Source organism: Scytonema hankhaensis NUACC26, assembly GCF_045865695.1.
Taxonomy (GTDB): Bacteria; Cyanobacteriota; Cyanobacteriia; order Cyanobacteriales; family Nostocaceae; genus Scytonema.
Map to the genome: position 1 here is coordinate 60,858 of NZ_BAACAP010000203.1, position 17,149 is coordinate 78,006.

Consider the following 17,149-nt stretch of genomic DNA (forward strand, 5'->3'; position numbering starts at 1 on the left):
GCACTTAATTATTGTAGGATAAATTTGTTTAAGAACGCTAGTAGTTCTCTATCTCATAAGTTTTGAGGGAGCGGTTTGCTCAGATCCCCGACTTCTTAAAGAAGTCGAGGATCTTGCAGTTCCTCATAATTAACGCGATGAACTTTTGTCAACAAGAGTCAATAATTCTTATTAAACTATTGACCGTCAGCTATTGTTAATTTACTTAGTACCCATTTGGGCAGCCACTTCTTCAGCAAAATTGCTTTCTTGCTTCTCGATACCCTCACCGAGTACGTAGCGAGTAAAGCGACGAACGTGGACGCTTCCGCCTGCTTGTCCTGCGCTTTGCTTAATTAATTCCTCCACCGTGATACTCTGATCGCGAATGTAAGGTTGATCCAGCAAAGTCATTTCTTTAAGGCGTTTTTCAATTCGTCCCTGAACAATCTTTTCCTTAATGTTTTGTGGCTTGTTACCCAAGTCATCTCGCCCCATTTCGATGTCTTTTTCCTTTTGGACGACATCAGCAGGAATTTCATCTACGTTAACATACTCAACGTTAGGGCAAGCTGCTACTTGCATAGCAATATTACGTGCTAGAGTTTGGCTTGACTCGCTTCCTCCCCCTGCGGTTTGGGTATTCAGTTCAACCAATACACCAACTCGACCGCCAGTGTGGATGTAACTGTCTATGACCCCTTGTGTTCCTTGTGCAAGGTCAAATTTAGTGAATCGACGAACTTGAATATTTTCACCTAACTGAGCAATACTTTGCTTGAGAACATCTTCAACCTTAACGCTTTCATCTTCTATATAAGGTTGAGCCAATAAAGACTCTACACTATCAGCAGTCGCTGCTTGTTTTGCCAAGTTTTGAACTAGGGCTTTGAAAGCCTCATTACGAGCAACAAAATCAGTTTGACAATTGACTTCTATAAGTACGCCAACCTGCCCATCTGGTTGAATATAGTTTTCCACTAGACCTTCTGCCGCAATCCGTCCTGCTCCCTTTTCGGCTTTTGCAATGCCTTTTTGTCGCAGCCACTCGATAGCTTTTTCTATATCGCCATCAGTTTGTTGCAGTGCCTTTTTGCAGTCCATCATGCCAGCACCAGTTTTCTGGCGTAGCTCTTGGACGATTTTTGCAGATATTTCCGCCATGTTGCCTCAATTCCTACTTAATGGTTAATTGCTAGTTGTTAGTTGTTAGTTGTTAGTTGTTAGTTGCTAATTGCTATTTGTTAGTTGCTAGTTGTTAATTGCTAATTTCCATTAGCCATTAACTATTAGCCATTAACTATTAGCCATTAGCATTTAAGATCTATTATTCTTCGTCTTCGTCATCTGGGAAAGCGTCAGAATAATCTGTGTCGCTTTCTTCGTAGTCGAATTCTTCTTCAGCGCCTTCGTAATCTTCGTATTCTTCTTCTACATCCAATTGACCGTGACGACCTTCGTATATAGCATCTGCTAGTTTGCCCACGATCAATTTAATCGATCGGATAGCGTCATCATTTGCCGGAATTGGAATATCTACGACATCCGGATCGCAGTTTGTATCTAACATAGACACAATGGGAATACTTAATTTTTGGCATTCCTGAACTGCGTTGTACTCTCGGCGCTGATCTACGATCACCACTACATCAGGAACTTTCCGCATGGTTTTAATACCACCCAGATACTTTTGAAGCTTTGTCATTTCCCGACGTAGCATTGCCGCTTCTTTCTTTGGTAGTAGGTCGAGAGCACCATTTTCTTCCCGGCGTTCCAAATCTTTCAAACGATCTACGCGAGTTTTGATGGTCGTCCAGTTGGTGAGCATTCCTCCCAACCAACGCTGGTTGATGTAGTGAGCACCACAACGAGCCGCTTCTTGGGCAATAATCCCTGCAGCTTGACGCTTTGTTCCAACAAATAAGAACTTTTTACCCGCTTCAGCTTGTCCTCGCATATAAGTATATGCTTCTTCCATTAACTGGGCTGTTTGTACCAAGTCAATGATATGGACTCCGTTGCGGGATGTGTAAATATACGGTGACATTTTTGGGTTCCACCGCCTGGTCTGATGCCCAAAGTGAACCCCTGACTCCATCATTTGAGCCAATGAAACAACTGCCATGTTTTTTAACTCCTATTCGGGTTAAACCTCCATCCAAGTGGATTTCCCAATATCAGGAAACACCCGAACCCTTGGATGTGCGAGATTAGTGAACCATACAAGGTTAGCACATTTTGGGAAATGGGTACTGGGGACTGGGGACTGGCGATTGGGGAGAAAATACGAAATATGAAGTACAAAATTCCCTACTCCCTACTCTCCAATCTCTAATCCCTAGTCCCAGCCCATGCTTCATACACGCCTTGAACGTTATACCAGTTTAAGAAAATTCGAGCGATTTCTAATGCTAACTGCGGTTTGCCTCGTCGGATCAACCACTGTAGAAATGGAGCCATCGTCCGTTCGTTCAGAAATCCGTTGAAGGAAAGAATTCCCCAAAGCAAGCGATGTATCCATGTCATTTGAATCATCATTCTTACTTCCCAAGTAGGGTGCTTTTGATAGAATAAAACGCCCATCCGTCCGCGTTGAATTTCTTTTTCTATGAGACGAGGAATTTGTTCTAAATTAAAAGGGGGATGCCAGTGAAAGCCTACTGCTTCCGGACATTTAATAAGTTTTAAACCTAGTTTCTTTAGACGAACACCTAATTCTAAGTCTTCCCATCCATAAAGTTGAAAGCTCGTGTCGAACAGCCCTGCTGCTTCTAACCAATGTTTCGCGATCGCTACATTTCCTGTAGCAAAAAAAGCAGCAGAAAAATCTGTGATTTTGTAGGATTCGGATGTAGGGTTATCAAAGTTACAGGTATTGATAACTTCTCCGTAGGTGAAAATGCGATCGCTTGCCAATTTCTCTTTTCCTTTGGCTAGTGCATCAGCATGAGCTTGCAGAAAATTCTCTGTGACAACTAGATCGCTGTCAATAAAAATGATTGTATCGCCCAGTGCCTTCTCCACTCCCAAATTTCGAGCAGCGGCTGGTCCTTTATGGTCTTGAGGAAATGTTCGCACGTGGGGAAACTCGCTTTTGTGTGTTTCCAACCACTCCAGAGTACCATCAGTGGAGCCATCATCTACCAAAACAACTTCGTAACCCTCGATACACGTGTTACCTGTTGTCTCTAGGTTACCATTTGTCAGTTTCTGATTTTCTATAGCTCGCAGGCACTTTTCTAAAATTGGCTTGCGATTGTAAGTCGGAATAACAACGCTAAAAAACACAACCTCACCCACAACGATATTGCCCATCTTCAGGATAGGACAGAGAAGGCTCTCACACTGTTCCTCTATTATTTCCTTGTTGTGGGATGGACGTTCTAACTTCAAGGGCAGGCAGGATGCCTACCCTACAAGAACTGTATTTTACAAAATTTTTACCTATTAAAAATTAAGCCGACGACGGTTTTGACGTAGTAACAAAGCTGCTCCAGTTACACCTAAGCCGACTAGCGTCGATGTGGCTGTAGGTTCTGGAACTCTTTGAGGAGTCCGTATGGAGAAATTTAGCACAGCTACACCCCTAGAGGTTAAGGGACCATCAGTTGGACCTGGAGTCAGCCTGTCTTCTTGAGTAAAAGTTATTAAGCCTGTAGCGTTCTCGAATATACCTGTTCCACCAGTGACATTTATGATACCACCACCTTTGATAGTCTGTTGCACCAAATCGATGACAGCGCTATCGCTTGCTCTTCCAAATAACTCGTTAGAACCACCAAAGTAGCGATCGCTACGAAGGTTGCCTTCTATATCAAATACTGATGGATCTGCATCAAATCGGCTGAATATCTGTGTTCCGCGATCGTCAAACTGCCCGTAAGTTCTGCTATCAAAGTTAGTTAACCCAAAAGGGGCATCACCAATACTTTCACCTAAGACGGCTACATCTAGAATGTTTTTTTCCTCATTAAAGACAGGACCAAAAATGGCTAATGCGTCGTAGGCAATACTAAATTCGTAAATATTTTCTGTAGTTTGTGCGGTTACTTTTTGTACATTCGATCCAAAACTAAGTAAAGTTAAGGCTATGGGAATGAGCCATGTGACTTTTGGACGGAGCATAATAGTCCTTTGCTATTTGAGTTAAAACACTTAGTGTAAATAAGATAGTGTTCTCACTCCAAATAATACCTAGAAATAAAGAGATGCTTCATGAATTTTTCATAAAGTACGACCACTCGTTTTGATCCACGGCTGAACCTTCAACGGTCGTTTTTTTCATCGCAACGTTTCTGCGCTAGCGGAAAATGCCTGAGTCATCACCGTTGACTTGCACGGCCACGGTCGCTCAGATATTTTTTTATACTGACTGCGAATTGATAGTTTTCTTGACTGGTTAATCAAAGGTGTTCCCTACCAACACGTATCCAGCGATACCCGTAGCCCTCCAGATTTATACCGTGTTCGGGGTGTTCGATTGGCTCATAGGGTCGATCGCCAAGTAAATCAATCCAACGGGATTCGCGAAGCTCGCCACCTAGCTTTAGAGTCGCTGTACAAGTATCTTTTGCCAGATTATGAAGGGCTACAACCGTTCCATCGCGCCACTGATAGCGTAAAGCTAACACTCCTGAGTTATCTGTCTCGATCTCTTCCCAACTTCCCCAACCGAACTCAGGACATTCTTTAAGCATCCGAATTGCTCGTTCCATCCAGTTTAAAAGTGAGTTAGGATCTTTTCGTTGAGCAATGACATTCAAGCGTGGGTAGCCATATTCCCCCTCCTTGATGACGGGGAGAATAAGTCGATCGCTAGGAGCAGTCGAGAATCCTCCATTGGACTCTGCTGACCATTGCATTGGGGTACGACTGGCGTCCCGTTGTTTCAACGATAAGTCATCTCCCATGCCAATTTCTTCACCAGACTTTAAAACTGGTGTTCCTGGCATGGTAAACATGAGGCTGTAGGCGAGGCGGATACGACGCTCGTCGCCTTGAACCAAAGGTGGAAAGCGACGACGAATACCGCGATCGTAAATCCAAACTTGCTCTTTATCCTGATGAAATTTGGTCAATATCTCTTCTCGTTCCTCCTGGGAAAGCTTATCCAGCGACAATTCATCGTGATTGCGGATAAAGTGCGCCCACTGACAAATGTCTGGAATCTCTGGTGGTGCTTTCAATCCCTGTATCAGAGGAGCCACTGCTTCACGAGCCAAGGCAAGCATGAGATACTGATTAACGACGAAGCCAAACAACATCTGCAACTTGTCGCCATCGTCAAAATATTTTGGTACATCCTCCATTGGCACATTTGCTTCTGCCAAAACGATCGCATCCCCTCGTCGCCAAGAAAGAAAGTTCCGCATCTCCTTGAGATAACGGTAAGGGTCTTTAATATCTGCCTGTTTTTCAATACCCTTTAGCTCAATTAAGAACGGAGCCGCATCAACTCGAAAGCCAGCAATCCCCAATTGGAGCCAGAATCCCATGATTTTGTAGAATTCTTCCCGAACTTGAGGATTACCAATATTTAAATCTGCTTGGTGTTCAAAGAAGCGGTGAAAGTAATAGGCTCCAGCTTCTTCGTTATAAGTCCAAGTACTCTCTTGATAGCCAGGGAAAATAATCCCTTCTTCTGCATCAGCAGGTTTTTCTTCTGACCAGACATAATAATCCCGGTATTTAGAATCTGGGTCTTTGCAAGCAGCTTTAAACCAAGGATGATCGATCGAGGTGTGATTGATTACTAAGTCAACAATGACGCGCATACCCCGATTGTTTGCCTGACGTAGAAATTCAACAAAGTCTCCTAATGTTCCCAAACGCGGATCTACACTGTAGTAATCCGTAATGTCATAGCCATTATCTCGGTTTGGAGTGGGATAAAATGGCATAAGCCAGATACAGTTAATCCCTAAACCCGCAATATAATCTAAGCGATCGATCAGTCCCTCAAAGTCTCCTATTCCATCGCCGTTACCATCCATAAAGGTTTCTACATCGATGCAATAGATAACAGCACTTTTGTACCAGAGGTCTAGCATAATAGTTACAGCGATACGCTCTTGGCGTCTGCGCTCCGCACAATCGCCTTCGCCATCGTAACTTTACTTGTTCTTCAAAGAATATCTATCGATAGAGCTAGATTTGCTTGTTGTAACCATTCCCATTCTTCTTATCCTTCAATCGGGAGCGAACGTACAGTGATTACTGTATTGCTGTGTTAAAAATATATTGACACACAAGTTCTTAAGTTATGCTCTCAGTTCAAAAGTGCGAATGCGCGTGCCAAGATACACTAACGACAGCTACACACAAAACCAGACTTTTGTCAATCATTGTCTGTTTGCTTGTTGGGTTTTTTGTAACCGAGTGGAGTGTGGGTTTGTGGAGTGGTAGCCTATCTTTACAGGCAGACGCTGAACACATTCTCTCTGATGTAGCAGCTTTGGGAATATCGTTACTTGCAAGTTGGTTGGCGCGGAAGCCCGCAACTGGTCGCGCAACTTTTGGTCATCGCCGAATTGAAATTTTAGCAGCTTTGGCAAATGGGTTGAGTTTGCTTGTCATTGCTTTTTTTATCTGTTGGGAGGCAATTCATCACCTTCACAGCCCTGAAGGGATTTCAGGTTTACCAATGTTGGTGGTAGCAACAATCGGTTTAATCGTCAACTTGCTGAACATCACTTTGCTTCATCCTCACTCCCATAATGACTTGAATCTTCGAGGGGCTTTGCTTCATGTCATCGCCGATACTGCAAGTTCTTTGGGTGTGATTCTTGCAGCTATGGCGATTCATCTTTGGAATTGGTTGTGGGCGGATGCAGTTATTAGTCTACTCGTTGCAGGTTTTACGGGTTTGAGTGCTTTACCACTTCTTCAAGAAAGTATTTTGACTCTTTTGGAATATGCGCCGCCATCTATAGATACGGCTGATGTAGAAATTTCTCTAAAATCTTTTCCTCAAGTAGTGAAAGTTGAAAAACTCCGTGTTTGGAGAATTAGCAGGGAGCAAGTTATGCTTTGCGCTCACATTACTGTGGATTGTACAACTTTTGAGGAAAGTAATGACTTGCTCGTGCAGTTGCGATCGCATCTTCAACAAACTTTTGGTATTCACGAAGTCACTTTGCAGTTTACCAACCGTAAATTCTTAACAGCAACTTCCATTCATCCTTTATTTAAGCAGGATTTAATCTCGATGATTTATAACAGTTACCAGTGACCAGTTACCAGTGACCAGTTCAGTCCTATACTTAACAGTAAGTAACTTAAATAGCTCATCATGAATAAACATGGATAAAGAAGTAGTTATATTTCTTATTAGTGCCAGTGCAGTTATTCTTTACCTGGTCTTTTCTGCAATGACTGAGATGGGTACTAAGCTACCTTGGAAGAAATAAGTTTACTCAGCGATCTCCTATCTTGACTACAATCAAACTGAACCATCAATTAGTCTTAGTGTTTTATCTGGGAAAGGCAGAGGGCAGAGGGCAGAGGGCAGAAGGGAGGAATAAGCATTGAAGGTAACAAGCTATACCCTCTGTTCCGTCTGACCTCTGCCAATAGGGTATAAAACCCCACCCTACGGGTTCGCCAGTTGCCTACGGCGGGAGACCCGCCTGCAGCACTGGACTCACCGTATAGACGGTGTCTACAATCGGTTGGGGTCAGAATCCCCAACAGAAGTGAACATAGCTGCCCTCTGCCTCCAGCATAGCTGCCTTCTTCAAGACTCTCAAAGAACTGGAAAATCAGATCCTCGCACTACCTGTAGCTGAAAAAGCAGAAATTCTCCATAGTCTAACCAAAACTATCGGCACTGGTGCCAGGGGGATCGTCAAAACACCGGGTGTCTGTGGTGGTGAAGCTTGTATTGCTGGAACTCGTATTGCAGTTTGGTTACTAGTGGAAGCGCGTGAGCTTGGCATCAGTGAAGCTCAACTTTTGCAAGATTATCCTCATATTACTGCTGCTGATTTAGTTAATGCCTGGGCTTACGCGGACGCACACTCACAAGAGATCGAAGCGGCTATCCGTGCTAATGAGGTTAGCTAAGCGATAGCACATTTGTACGCAGACGAGCAGTTTCCACAGAAAGTAAGTGAACTGCTTCGAGTAATGGGACACGATGTGTTGACTGTACAAGAAGCTGGTAACGCAAATTTAGGTATACCAGATAACGAGGTATCAGAGTTTGCAGTTCAAGAGAATAGATCTGTTATTACTCTTAATTCTTAGCAAACATTAAGGCATACCTAGGTGGATTTTTGGAAGTAGGTCGTACTTCTGACGCACAATTCTTAGAAGATTTAACAAATATTTGGTTTAATGTTAAAGGTTTCGACCACGTGTTCTGTGGAGAACCCGTTGCAGGAGGTTCCATTGATGGGCTGCACTATGTTGGTCGATATGTAGAACTTCAGGAAAAGGGTTTGAGCTTATATTTCACCCCACCCTAACCCTCCCTGATGCATTGGGGAGGGAACCAGCAATCTAATTTCCCCCCTTTCCAAGCTACGGTGTACACACATCTTTCAAGATCCCCCTAAATCCCCCTTCAAAAGGGGGACTTTCAAGATTTTCCCCCCTTTTGAAGGGGGGCAAAAGGGGGACTTTCAAGATTTTCCCCCCTTTTGAAGGGGGGCTAGGGGGGATCGAAAATGCAAGAAAGCACTTTTAGAAGACTTGTGTGTACACCGCAGCCTTTCCAAGGGGGGATTAAGGGGAGTAAGCCCAATTCTACGAGACTCTTTAATCATGCTTTTATAATTTTTAAAAAAGACAGAAAAAATACATAAATATTGCACTTAATTAAAACATTGATAAGAAGCATCAAAGAATTGAAATGAGAAATCAGTAAATACAAATATCAGTATTTAACAGACAATAACAGCAAAAGCACAAATTTTGCATATATACCACAGTTAATCTCGTGATTTTTTCTCAAACAACAAAATAAGTATTTCCCGAAATTAAAAGTGTTAATTTAAACCCATTGTTATAATCTCTGGTATTGTACTAGGATTTGTAACTGCCGACTGTTACAACAATACTTGCTTGTTAAAGTTTTCTTGCACGTAGATTTATAGTTGATTCAGGGTAATTAATGATGTATTACTTCAGTAACTAAGTTAATATGCATTTTAGAGCGAAGTTCTAAACCCTTAATACCCTGTCTGCTTCCCTATCTTGACGACTTAAATCTCAAAACAACCTAATAAAACTCAAGGTATTACAAGAATGATAATGAAAAATAAAGTTCAAGAATTGCCCAACCTCAATATTTATTTATTAGAGCGTCGCATTACTTGTATGACTATCTCCTCGCTTATAGAGGCTATACATACAGCTTGTATTTCTAATAAAAAAGTAACTGTTGCAAATTACAACATACACAGTTTTAATCTTTCAATGCAACTTCCCTGGTACTTCAACTTTCTTCAAAGTTCGGAAATCGTTAACTGTGACAGTGTTGGTATTTTAAAGGCAATTGGTTATATGGGATTAAACTTGCCTTTGGAATACCGAGCTTCTTATACACTAATGATGCCCAAATTATTGGAGAAATGTAACGAAAAAGGATTGAGTGTATTTCTCTTAGGGACGAAACCTCAATATCTAGAAACCGCAATACAAAATCTAAGAAAACAGTATCCCAAGGCTAAGTTTGCTGGGCATCACGGCTATTTTGACAAACAAGACCCACAGCAGAACCAAGCTGTTGTTCAGAAAATCAATCGCGAAAAGCCCAATATTTTAATAGTGGGTATGGGAATGCCAGTTCAAGAAAAATGGGTTTACGAACATCGCTCTCGCTTAAATGTTAATGCCATTTTGCTTGGTGGAGCAGTTATTGACAGACTTGCAGGTGTTGTACCAGATTGCCCATCAACCCTTTCCGATTTAGGTTTAGAGTGGCTGTATCGTTTGTGTCGCGAACCAAAACGTTTGGCAGCACGTTATTTGCTTGGCAATCCCGCTTTTGCACTACAAGTGGCTTTGGGCAAGTTTTATGCTCCGCTACGAGTAGAACTTTTATCATCAATCGACACTTTCAATCCAGAATTAGCTGTTCCTGTCAGTAACTCTTACTTGAATTTCAACAATCGCACTCAAGAGCAGGAAATTCCTGTATCAGTTGCGCCTGTCTATTCTACTAGCCCATCAATTTAATACAATTTTGGATTTGAAATTTTAGCTTGAGAAAGCTCTTTTTCAATTTGATTTCACCCAACTACGTATCTTTTCTTATTGCTATTTGGTATGAGATAGGAAATCTTGTCTTTATCCATTCTCCTAAAAGACTTGAGCGATCGCTGAAGCATGACCGTATTTTTTCGGTTGACAAAAGTCTTAAACTATAATAATTATTGCTTCTCAAGAAAAATTTGAAAAAAATTTTTCAAATTACGAAAGATCTGGGATGACACTTTTTTTAGAAAGTGGCATAACTGTTGTTAGCTTGTTCATTAAAAAAATATCAGGTTTTTAAACTCTTATAAGTGTATTTATCCGAGCTAATTACCACACATCACAATTGCTAACGTCTTGGAACAAAGCTTCTTTTTAAAAGAAAACAGACGTTAGTGCTGCCGTCTTGAAAAGAAGAATCAGGAGGGATTCGACTTGGAGCCTTTAGTTAGCGTAGTTATTCCTACGTATCGTAGACCCCAGTTAGTTAAACGAGCGGTTATTAGTGCTCTAGCACAAACCCTCAAAGAAATTGAAGTCATCGTTGTAATTGATGGTCCACAACCAGAAACTTGGATGGCGTTATCAGAAATTGATGACTCCAGACTGAAAACAATCGAATTGCCTACCAATCAAGGTTGTCGTGTTGCACGAAATACTGGAATTGCTACAGCTTCTGCTAAATGGGTTGCTTCTTTAGATGACGATGATGAATGGATGCCTGAAAAATTAGAAATGCAACTTGAAACTGCTAGGCGTTCCCAGTATAAATTTCCTATTGTTTCTTGCTATTTGATAGCCCGAACACCTCAAGGCGATGCTATTTGGCCAAGAAGGGTTCCTGAAGCATCAGAGGCACTGAGTGAATATTTGTTTGTTCGTAAAACCTTATTTCAAGGAGAAGGACTTATCCAATCTTCGACTATCTTTACAGCAAAAGAGTTATTGGAAAAGATTCCTTTTTCCACTACGATACAAAGACATGATGATTGGGACTGGATCTTACGAGCCATGAATCTAGAGGGCGTAGGAGTTGAGTTTGTACCTCAAACTCTTTCTATTTGGTATTTAGGAGCTAGTTCAAGTTTAAGTAGCAGTAAGAATTGGCAGTTTTCTTTAGATTGGATTAGAACAAACCGAAACTTGGTCACACCTCGAGCTTATGCATCATTTATCTTAACAGAAGTCAGTGCGCGAGCTGCCCGTAGTCATGATTGGAAAGCATTTTTCCTCCTTTTATGGGAAGCAATTTGTTTTGGTAGACCTCAACTAGTAGATATTTTTCTATGTTTCGGTATGTGGTTTCTCCCTCGCAATACACGTGATTGGTTGCGGAGATTCTTCACAAAATCAAAAAAAGATTTACAAAATTTTCAGACCGATTCTATGCCTCAAGTCAATACTTAGAAATACAAAAAGTCTGTTAAGGTTTGAATTTTAACTTGTGTTTTAAAAGAAGATATGGCTGCAAATCCTAAAGTTAGCGTTGTAGTTCCAGCCTACAATGTAAGTTCTTATATTGAAGATGCATTGCGATCGCTACAACAGCAATCGTTTAAAGAATTTGAAGTTCTGATTGTTGATGATGGTTCTACTGATAACACCGCTGAAATTGTTAAGCCTTACGTAAAAACTGATTCACGCTTTCAGTTATGGCAAAAACAAAATGGAGGTTTATCATCAGCACGCAATCACGGTATCCGTCATGCACGTGGAGAATATATTGCCTTACTGGATGGAGATGATGTTTATCACTCAGACAAACTAGCCCGTCATGTAGCAACCCTAAATCATCATCCAGAGGTTGGGGTTGTTTATAGTGCGTCTAGGGCAATTCGTGATGATGGAAAACCAACACCCATTCACCTCAGTGGTAAGCCCGTTCATTCCGATCCGCTGCTTGCACTACTCTGTAAGAATTTTGTTGGTCATGGTTCTAATGGAGTCTTCCGCCGTTCATTAATCAATGAAGTGGGGGAATTTGATGAAAGCTTACGCAGTTCGGAAGACATTGATTTTTGGTTAAGAGTGGCAACAACCCAAAAATGGCACTTCTACCGGGACAAAAGTATTTTGTGTTATTATCGCGTTCGCCCATCGGGTCTGTCATTCAACGTGGCACAAATGCAGCGGTGTACCGAACAAGTGATTCAAAGCGCTTATCAGCGATCGCCACAATTAGTCGAGCCGATGTTACCGACTGCCTATGCTTATATGTATCGCTATCTAGCGAGATTAGCTCTCCAAGGTGGCAATCTCGACCAAGCCAGTCAATTTATCGACCAAGCTCTAGCTTGTAATTGGTCGATTTTTTATAGCGACCCGCGATCGCTACTGACTTTACTAGCAGTGCGTTTGGCACCACTAGCCAAGCTAGGAATTCGACAAGCGCTTGGTTCAGTGAGATATACCCAAAAGCAGCCATGAAACTTTCCGCTATACTCAAAAATGGATTTTGGGCGACCTATGGAGCGATCGCAACACGCTTCCTCGCCTTGTTCAGTAACTTACTACTAGCACGGCTGTTGCTTCCAGCTGAATTTGGTGTTATCAGTACTGCTTACATTTTCTGGGCTTTTGGAAATCTATTTAACCAAGGCACATCTGGCTCTTTTATCGTTTATAAGGGCGTCGAAGATAAGCGCTATTTAGATACAACCTACACCATCAGTTTAATTATTGGATGTTTTTTAGCTCTAGTACTTGGATTAATATCCCCAATAGCAGCACGCTACTACAGCATCCCAAACCTAGTCTGGATACTACTTATATTTGGCTTTAACCTTATACTCTCTTCATTCCAATCCGTGCATGAAGGAGTTTTGAGGAGACGAATGCAGTATCGGGAGTTAGCAAACTCTAACCTAATTGCCTCATTCATCAGAGTATTTTCCACAATTGGGAGTGCTGTACTAGGTTTAAGTTACTGGTCATTTGTCATAGGAGATACTGCAGGTTGGATAACAGGGTGTATTCTCATGCATCACTACGCCAAACAGAAATTTAATTTGCGTATTTATTCAGAGGTCAACTGGGAAGTTTTGTCTTATTGTTTAGGCAATACTGGTTTCAGCTTGGGATATTTCGTTATTTATAACTGTGACAACTTTGTAGTTAGCGTCGTTCTAGGAACAACTAGTCTAGCGTTCTACAACCTTGCTTACCAGTTGACAATGGCGATAACAACTATTCTTTCTCAGGCAATGAGTCAAGTTGGGATGTCAGTGTTTGCTCAATTAGAAGATGACCAACAGCGAGAAAACGCTTTGGTTAAAGTCATTGAACAAACTTCTTTCCTAGCTGCTCCCTTATACGCCTTATTCTTTTTAGTTGTTAACCAACAAACCATCTCCTTTATCTTTGGAACCCACTGGATTCCTGTTTGTACGGTTATTCCAGGATTGCTCTTTTTTGCTTACTCTCGCCTGATAAACAGTCAGCTTTTTTCCATGCTGTCTGCAAAAGGGAAACCAGGGGTTAATGCTAAACTCAGCCTTAGTATTGCTCCTGTTGCTGTCTTAAGTTTTGCGATTGGTGCAAAGGTACAAGGAATTATTGGCGTCAGTATTGCGGTTGCTGTAGTTTTAGGAATTATTTGGACGATTTACTGTTGGTGGGAAGCTTGCCGTCAATTAGGTTGGTCTTCTAAAAAGTTCTTAATTTTTGTGTTTAAAGCACCTTTAATAACGCTTTTACCAATTGTCATTTCTCTAAAGTTTCCTGTCGTTATACAACCCATATTATTTCTAATAATATATTTAGTTTTTGTTCGTTTATTAGCTGCTAAACAATTTTTCCAATATCAATATTTATTGGGAAATATTAGACAACGTAGGTTGGGTTGAGGAACGAAACCCAACCTACACAATACATTTGACCATTTAAGATTTACTTTATAAAGGTCTCTAAATGGAACAATAAATAAAAGTATGAAAAATAAAAAAAGAAAATGCGAGTAGCCATCTGCATAAATACTTGTCAGCGTCCTGGTGGATTGAAGCGACTGTTAGATGGTCTGAATCAATTAACTTTCCATCACTGTGAAACTCCTGACATAAAAGTTATTGTTGTTGATAATGACTCAAGTGGTCATGCTTGTGAATTCTGTGCAGAAATCTGTTCGGAATTTAAATGGATTTTAAAGTGCTATGTTGAACCACGCCGAGGTATTCCCTTTGCACGAAACAAAGCTATTACTTGTGCTATTGCAGAAAATGTAGACTTTGTCGCTTTTATTGATGATGACGAAGTTCCCGAACCTAATTGGCTTGATGAACTTTTGTATGTTCAAAGCTCATACAACGCCGATGTTGTATGGGGACGGATTTTACCTTACTTTGCCCATTCTATTCCTGATTGGCTTGCCAAAGGACAATTTTTCGCTCGCCCTCGCTATCCTACAGGCTATGAACTGAAAAGCGCGGCTAATAACAATACACTTATTCGTGCAGAAGTTTTTAGAAAACAAGATAAGTTGCTAGATGAGCGTTTGGCACTATCGGGTGGTTCGGACTGGCACTTTTTTATGCGATCGCAACGTGCGGGCCATAAAATAGTCTGGGCAGATAATGCTTTGGTGCATGAGTGGATACCTCAAAGTCGTACTAATCTAAAATGGTTGCTACAACGAAGTTACCGAATTGGCATTACAGAGAGTTTTTGTGAAATAGATTTAAAACCCTCAATTATAATAAAAACTCAGTGTATTTACAAAGGAATTAGGCGAGTTATTAAAGGTATACTGTCCATTCCTCTATCCTTTATGGTGGGGAAACATCAAGGCGTTAAAACCTTACTATACATTTATCACAGTTTAGGAATGTTAGCAGGTGTTGCGGGAAAACAATATGAGGAGTATAAAGAAATTCATACTCTTTAGAGGAGGAAGTATCCAACAATTTAAATGTTTAACATATTCCCTAGGAAATTAGTTCTTCGAGAGGCAGAAAACAAATTAGAAAACCTGTCACACGCAGAACGAGTGGTTTATTGGACGATTGTACTAACACCACTATGGTGGGTTTTGGGGGTACAAACTCTGCTTTATCCTGGTGTTGGTCTTTATTTGCTAGCTTATGATTTTCATGTAGACAAACTTGTTAAGCGATCGCTACCACTCTGTAACTGGATGTGGTTATTACTGAGTCTTGCAGTACTCTGGACTAACATTCAGGGATTATCGTCAATGAGCTTTAACCCCATGAAAAGTGCTGCTACAGTAGTCACGCTATTAAAAGGTTATTTTTTAGTGTTTGCTTGTCTCACAATACCCTTTTGGCATCGAGTCAGATTATCTGTAGTAACGCGAGCCGTTGCTTGGATGACAGCTGGTTACTTAGTTTCCCTTGGAATTCAACTCATAATTCTGTTTGGAACTGGTCCGCAACCCGCTCTTATGCCACCTCTTGCCAAAGCAATTCCAGGAGATAAACTTAGCTTAATGGTTAAGTTTGCAGTCTTTCAACCTTTCTGTGGATTGCCTTTAGCTCGGACAGAACTATACACTGCAGATCCACCTATTCTGGGAGCTTGTGCGCTTCTATGTTTCTTTATATGTTTTGGTGAAATAGATAAATACTTACGTAAATATGCTTTGTCAGGTTGTACTGCAACGTTAATCATTGCTCAAAGTCGCCTAGCATGGACTTGTTTTCCAATAGTACTTTTAGCAGTCATTTGCTTTCGTAAAGCCTCGGCTCGTCAAGGATTCCTTTGGTTCTCAACACTTATCTGTTTCATTTGTGCTCTTGTAGGAATGGAGGTAAGCGAGTTATTAGATAAACCAATGGAAACGTTCAATGGTGCTCGCGCTGATTCATCAAAAGACCGTGCTTTAGTTGTTGCTGCAACACTTGCGGCTTGGAAAGAATCACCCTGGATTGGATGGGGAATTGTCGAACGAACAGTCACATGGGGTAATGGAGCCTTTGAACTTCCCCTTGGTACTTTTTCCACTTACGCGCAAATTCTGTATTTACACGGTGTCTTAGGTTTCACGTTCTTTGCTATTGCTGCATTAACAACCTTATGGTTCTTATGGGGACCAGCATTGCGAGGAAAAAGAACTGCTCAACGGGCGTTTGCTAGCTTAATTGCTATGTATATGCTGTGTCAAGCAACTAACTTAAGCTGGATGATTGTTTATTTTTGGTTCTATTTTTTGTGGTTGGGTACAATTCTTGCAGAAGCTTACCCTCAATACGTTTCTTCATGGCAAGAATTATCAAGAAATAATGGTATAAAAAGTTAATAGATACAACAAACAAATCATAAATCTAGGAATCTTAAAACAGTACCTTTAAGAGGATGTTTTAGAAGCTGTTATTCGACGCTCCGTTCACTAAGTTTAAAAACTTGCAACGTGCTGGGATTTACTAGAAAAACCACGTATGCGGCTTCTTTCTGACTTTCCACTCTCGGTGAAAAGTCAGGCGATCGCGTGACTGCATACAATGTATGCAGGCTGCATTACACGAAATGGCATTTTCGTGGAACATACAGTAAAGATTGCGATCGCTCTCCCTAACTGTGCAACGCCGCACAGCAATTGTCAAGTTTAATTGCTGGAATATCCATACAGATAGCGATCGCGTGGGATGGAGAGCGGTGGATCTCTTGAGCACTTTTGGCGATCTTGGCATACCCCTTATGATTGTTCTGCCCGATCTGAGACAGCATTCATGACGGACTCAATCGGCAAGTCTAATATTTCAGCAACTTTCTCCACACGGAGTCCTTCGCTTAAGAGCCGAGGGACAATTTTTAACTTGGTTTGGCGTTCCAAGTCTTGGTAAATTCGAGTTTCTTCAATGTTCAGTCCTAGCATGACAACCAAATCCTCTCTACTCAAAGACGAAAACTTATAAAAGGTGCTACTTGGACGCGATATCTGTCATGTAACTAAGTAGCCAAAAATGAGGATTATTTTGAGTAATTTGGGGTGAATCGGACTTAACCGCACCCCAAATTT

General features: G+C 41.3%; 16 protein-coding genes and 1 pseudogene. 10 read left to right on the plus strand and 7 right to left on the minus strand.

Translation table 11 applies throughout. From position 1 onward, the window contains the following. Positions 1–201: 201 nt before the first annotated feature. The 5 genes from tsf to ACKTT2_RS24045 form a co-directional block, all read right to left on the minus strand. Positions 202–1,143 (minus strand): translation elongation factor Ts, encoded by a 942-nt coding sequence (tsf, locus tag ACKTT2_RS24025; RefSeq protein WP_407891210.1) that lies wholly within the window; start codon positions 1,141–1,143, stop codon positions 202–204. A gap of 163 nt (positions 1,144–1,306) precedes the next feature. Continuing rightward, positions 1,307–2,104, minus strand: coding sequence for a 30S ribosomal protein S2 (gene rpsB / locus ACKTT2_RS24030; protein ID WP_407891212.1), 798 nt, complete (start codon positions 2,102–2,104; stop codon positions 1,307–1,309). Positions 2,105–2,310: 206 nt separating this feature from the next. Continuing rightward, positions 2,311–3,294 (minus strand): glycosyltransferase family 2 protein, encoded by a 984-nt coding sequence (locus ACKTT2_RS24035; protein ID WP_407891214.1) that lies wholly within the window; start codon positions 3,292–3,294, stop codon positions 2,311–2,313. A 132-nt stretch (positions 3,295–3,426) separates the two neighbouring features. Continuing rightward, a complete protein-coding gene (locus tag ACKTT2_RS24040; protein WP_407891216.1) occupies positions 3,427–4,104 on the minus strand; it encodes a hypothetical protein in 678 nt (225 codons plus the stop codon). A gap of 278 nt (positions 4,105–4,382) precedes the next feature. After that, entirely contained in the window at positions 4,383–6,029 is a 1,647-nt protein-coding gene (locus ACKTT2_RS24045; protein WP_407891218.1) for an alpha-amylase family protein, read from the minus strand. Positions 6,030–6,313: 284 nt separating this feature from the next. Between ACKTT2_RS24045 and ACKTT2_RS24050 the strand changes: the two genes are divergently transcribed. From ACKTT2_RS24050 to ACKTT2_RS24095, 10 genes and pseudogenes are all read left to right on the plus strand, one after another. After that, positions 6,314–7,210, plus strand: a complete 897-nt coding sequence (locus ACKTT2_RS24050) for a cation diffusion facilitator family transporter (RefSeq protein WP_407891221.1) — start codon at positions 6,314–6,316, stop codon at positions 7,208–7,210. A gap of 491 nt (positions 7,211–7,701) precedes the next feature. Next, complete coding sequence (locus ACKTT2_RS24055) at positions 7,702–8,043, plus strand: DUF433 domain-containing protein (RefSeq protein WP_407891245.1); 342 nt, start codon at positions 7,702–7,704, stop codon at positions 8,041–8,043. Between the two features lie 3 nt (positions 8,044–8,046). Then, a pseudogene (locus ACKTT2_RS24060) lies at positions 8,047–8,220 on the plus strand (DUF5615 family PIN-like protein); the annotation flags it as partial. 35 nt (positions 8,221–8,255) lie between these two features. Further along, positions 8,256–8,447, plus strand: a complete 192-nt coding sequence (locus ACKTT2_RS24065) for an EndoU domain-containing protein (RefSeq protein WP_407891223.1) — start codon at positions 8,256–8,258, stop codon at positions 8,445–8,447. Positions 8,448–9,234: 787 nt separating this feature from the next. Next, positions 9,235–10,161 carry a WecB/TagA/CpsF family glycosyltransferase gene (locus ACKTT2_RS24070; RefSeq protein ID WP_407891225.1) on the plus strand — a complete coding sequence of 309 codons (927 nt, stop codon included), beginning with the start codon at positions 9,235–9,237 and terminating at the stop codon, positions 10,159–10,161. 453 nt (positions 10,162–10,614) lie between these two features. Next, on the plus strand, positions 10,615–11,586 hold the full coding sequence (locus tag ACKTT2_RS24075; protein ID WP_407891227.1) for a glycosyltransferase family 2 protein: 972 nt from the start codon (positions 10,615–10,617) through the stop codon (positions 11,584–11,586). Between the two features lie 54 nt (positions 11,587–11,640). After that, positions 11,641–12,606, plus strand: a complete 966-nt coding sequence (locus ACKTT2_RS24080; protein WP_407891229.1) for a glycosyltransferase family 2 protein — start codon at positions 11,641–11,643, stop codon at positions 12,604–12,606. Continuing rightward, the gene (locus ACKTT2_RS24085; protein ID WP_407891231.1) at positions 12,603–14,024 is read left to right on the plus strand and encodes an oligosaccharide flippase family protein; all 1,422 of its coding nucleotides are present in this window, start codon (positions 12,603–12,605) and stop codon (positions 14,022–14,024) included. Before ACKTT2_RS24080 ends, ACKTT2_RS24085 begins: the two co-directional genes overlap by 4 nt. A gap of 104 nt (positions 14,025–14,128) precedes the next feature. Then, positions 14,129–15,058, plus strand: a complete 930-nt coding sequence (locus ACKTT2_RS24090) for a glycosyltransferase family 2 protein (RefSeq protein ID WP_407891233.1) — start codon at positions 14,129–14,131, stop codon at positions 15,056–15,058. A 24-nt stretch (positions 15,059–15,082) separates the two neighbouring features. Beyond that, positions 15,083–16,429: an O-antigen ligase family protein gene (locus tag ACKTT2_RS24095; protein WP_407891235.1), complete on the plus strand. Its 1,347-nt coding sequence runs from the start codon at positions 15,083–15,085 to the stop codon at positions 16,427–16,429. A 124-nt stretch (positions 16,430–16,553) separates the two neighbouring features. Here the strand turns inward: ACKTT2_RS24095 and ACKTT2_RS24100 are convergent, their stop codons facing one another. Together ACKTT2_RS24100 and ACKTT2_RS24105 are read right to left on the minus strand one after the other, a co-directional pair. After that, the gene (locus tag ACKTT2_RS24100) at positions 16,554–16,820 is read right to left on the minus strand and encodes a hypothetical protein (RefSeq protein ID WP_407891237.1); all 267 of its coding nucleotides are present in this window, start codon (positions 16,818–16,820) and stop codon (positions 16,554–16,556) included. 5 nt (positions 16,821–16,825) lie between these two features. Further along, positions 16,826–17,005, minus strand: a complete 180-nt coding sequence (locus ACKTT2_RS24105; RefSeq protein ID WP_407891239.1) for an aspartate aminotransferase — start codon at positions 17,003–17,005, stop codon at positions 16,826–16,828. Between the last annotated feature and the right edge of the window lie 144 nt (positions 17,006–17,149).

Excerpts from the sequence above, each read along its gene's own strand:
- ACKTT2_RS24100 (WP_407891237.1), bottom strand. The coding sequence starts at position 16,820 with ATGCCAAGATCGCCAAAAGTGCTCAAGAGATCCACCGCTCTCCATCCC.
- ACKTT2_RS24040 (WP_407891216.1), bottom strand. The coding sequence starts at position 4,104 with ATGCTCCGTCCAAAAGTCACATGGCTCATTCCCATAGCCTTAACTTTA.
- ACKTT2_RS24070 (WP_407891225.1), top strand. The coding sequence starts at position 9,235 with ATGAAAAATAAAGTTCAAGAATTGCCCAACCTCAATATTTATTTATTA.
- ACKTT2_RS24095 (WP_407891235.1), top strand. The coding sequence starts at position 15,083 with ATGTTTAACATATTCCCTAGGAAATTAGTTCTTCGAGAGGCAGAAAAC.
- rpsB (WP_407891212.1), bottom strand. The coding sequence starts at position 2,104 with ATGGCAGTTGTTTCATTGGCTCAAATGATGGAGTCAGGGGTTCACTTT.
- ACKTT2_RS24090 (WP_407891233.1), top strand. The coding sequence starts at position 14,129 with ATGCGAGTAGCCATCTGCATAAATACTTGTCAGCGTCCTGGTGGATTG.
- ACKTT2_RS24080 (WP_407891229.1), top strand. The coding sequence starts at position 11,641 with ATGGCTGCAAATCCTAAAGTTAGCGTTGTAGTTCCAGCCTACAATGTA.
- tsf (WP_407891210.1), bottom strand. The coding sequence starts at position 1,143 with ATGGCGGAAATATCTGCAAAAATCGTCCAAGAGCTACGCCAGAAAACT.
- ACKTT2_RS24035 (WP_407891214.1), bottom strand. The coding sequence starts at position 3,294 with ATGGGCAATATCGTTGTGGGTGAGGTTGTGTTTTTTAGCGTTGTTATT.
- ACKTT2_RS24105 (WP_407891239.1), bottom strand. The coding sequence starts at position 17,005 with ATGCTAGGACTGAACATTGAAGAAACTCGAATTTACCAAGACTTGGAA.
- ACKTT2_RS24085 (WP_407891231.1), top strand. The coding sequence starts at position 12,603 with ATGAAACTTTCCGCTATACTCAAAAATGGATTTTGGGCGACCTATGGA.
- ACKTT2_RS24045 (WP_407891218.1), bottom strand. The coding sequence starts at position 6,029 with ATGCTAGACCTCTGGTACAAAAGTGCTGTTATCTATTGCATCGATGTA.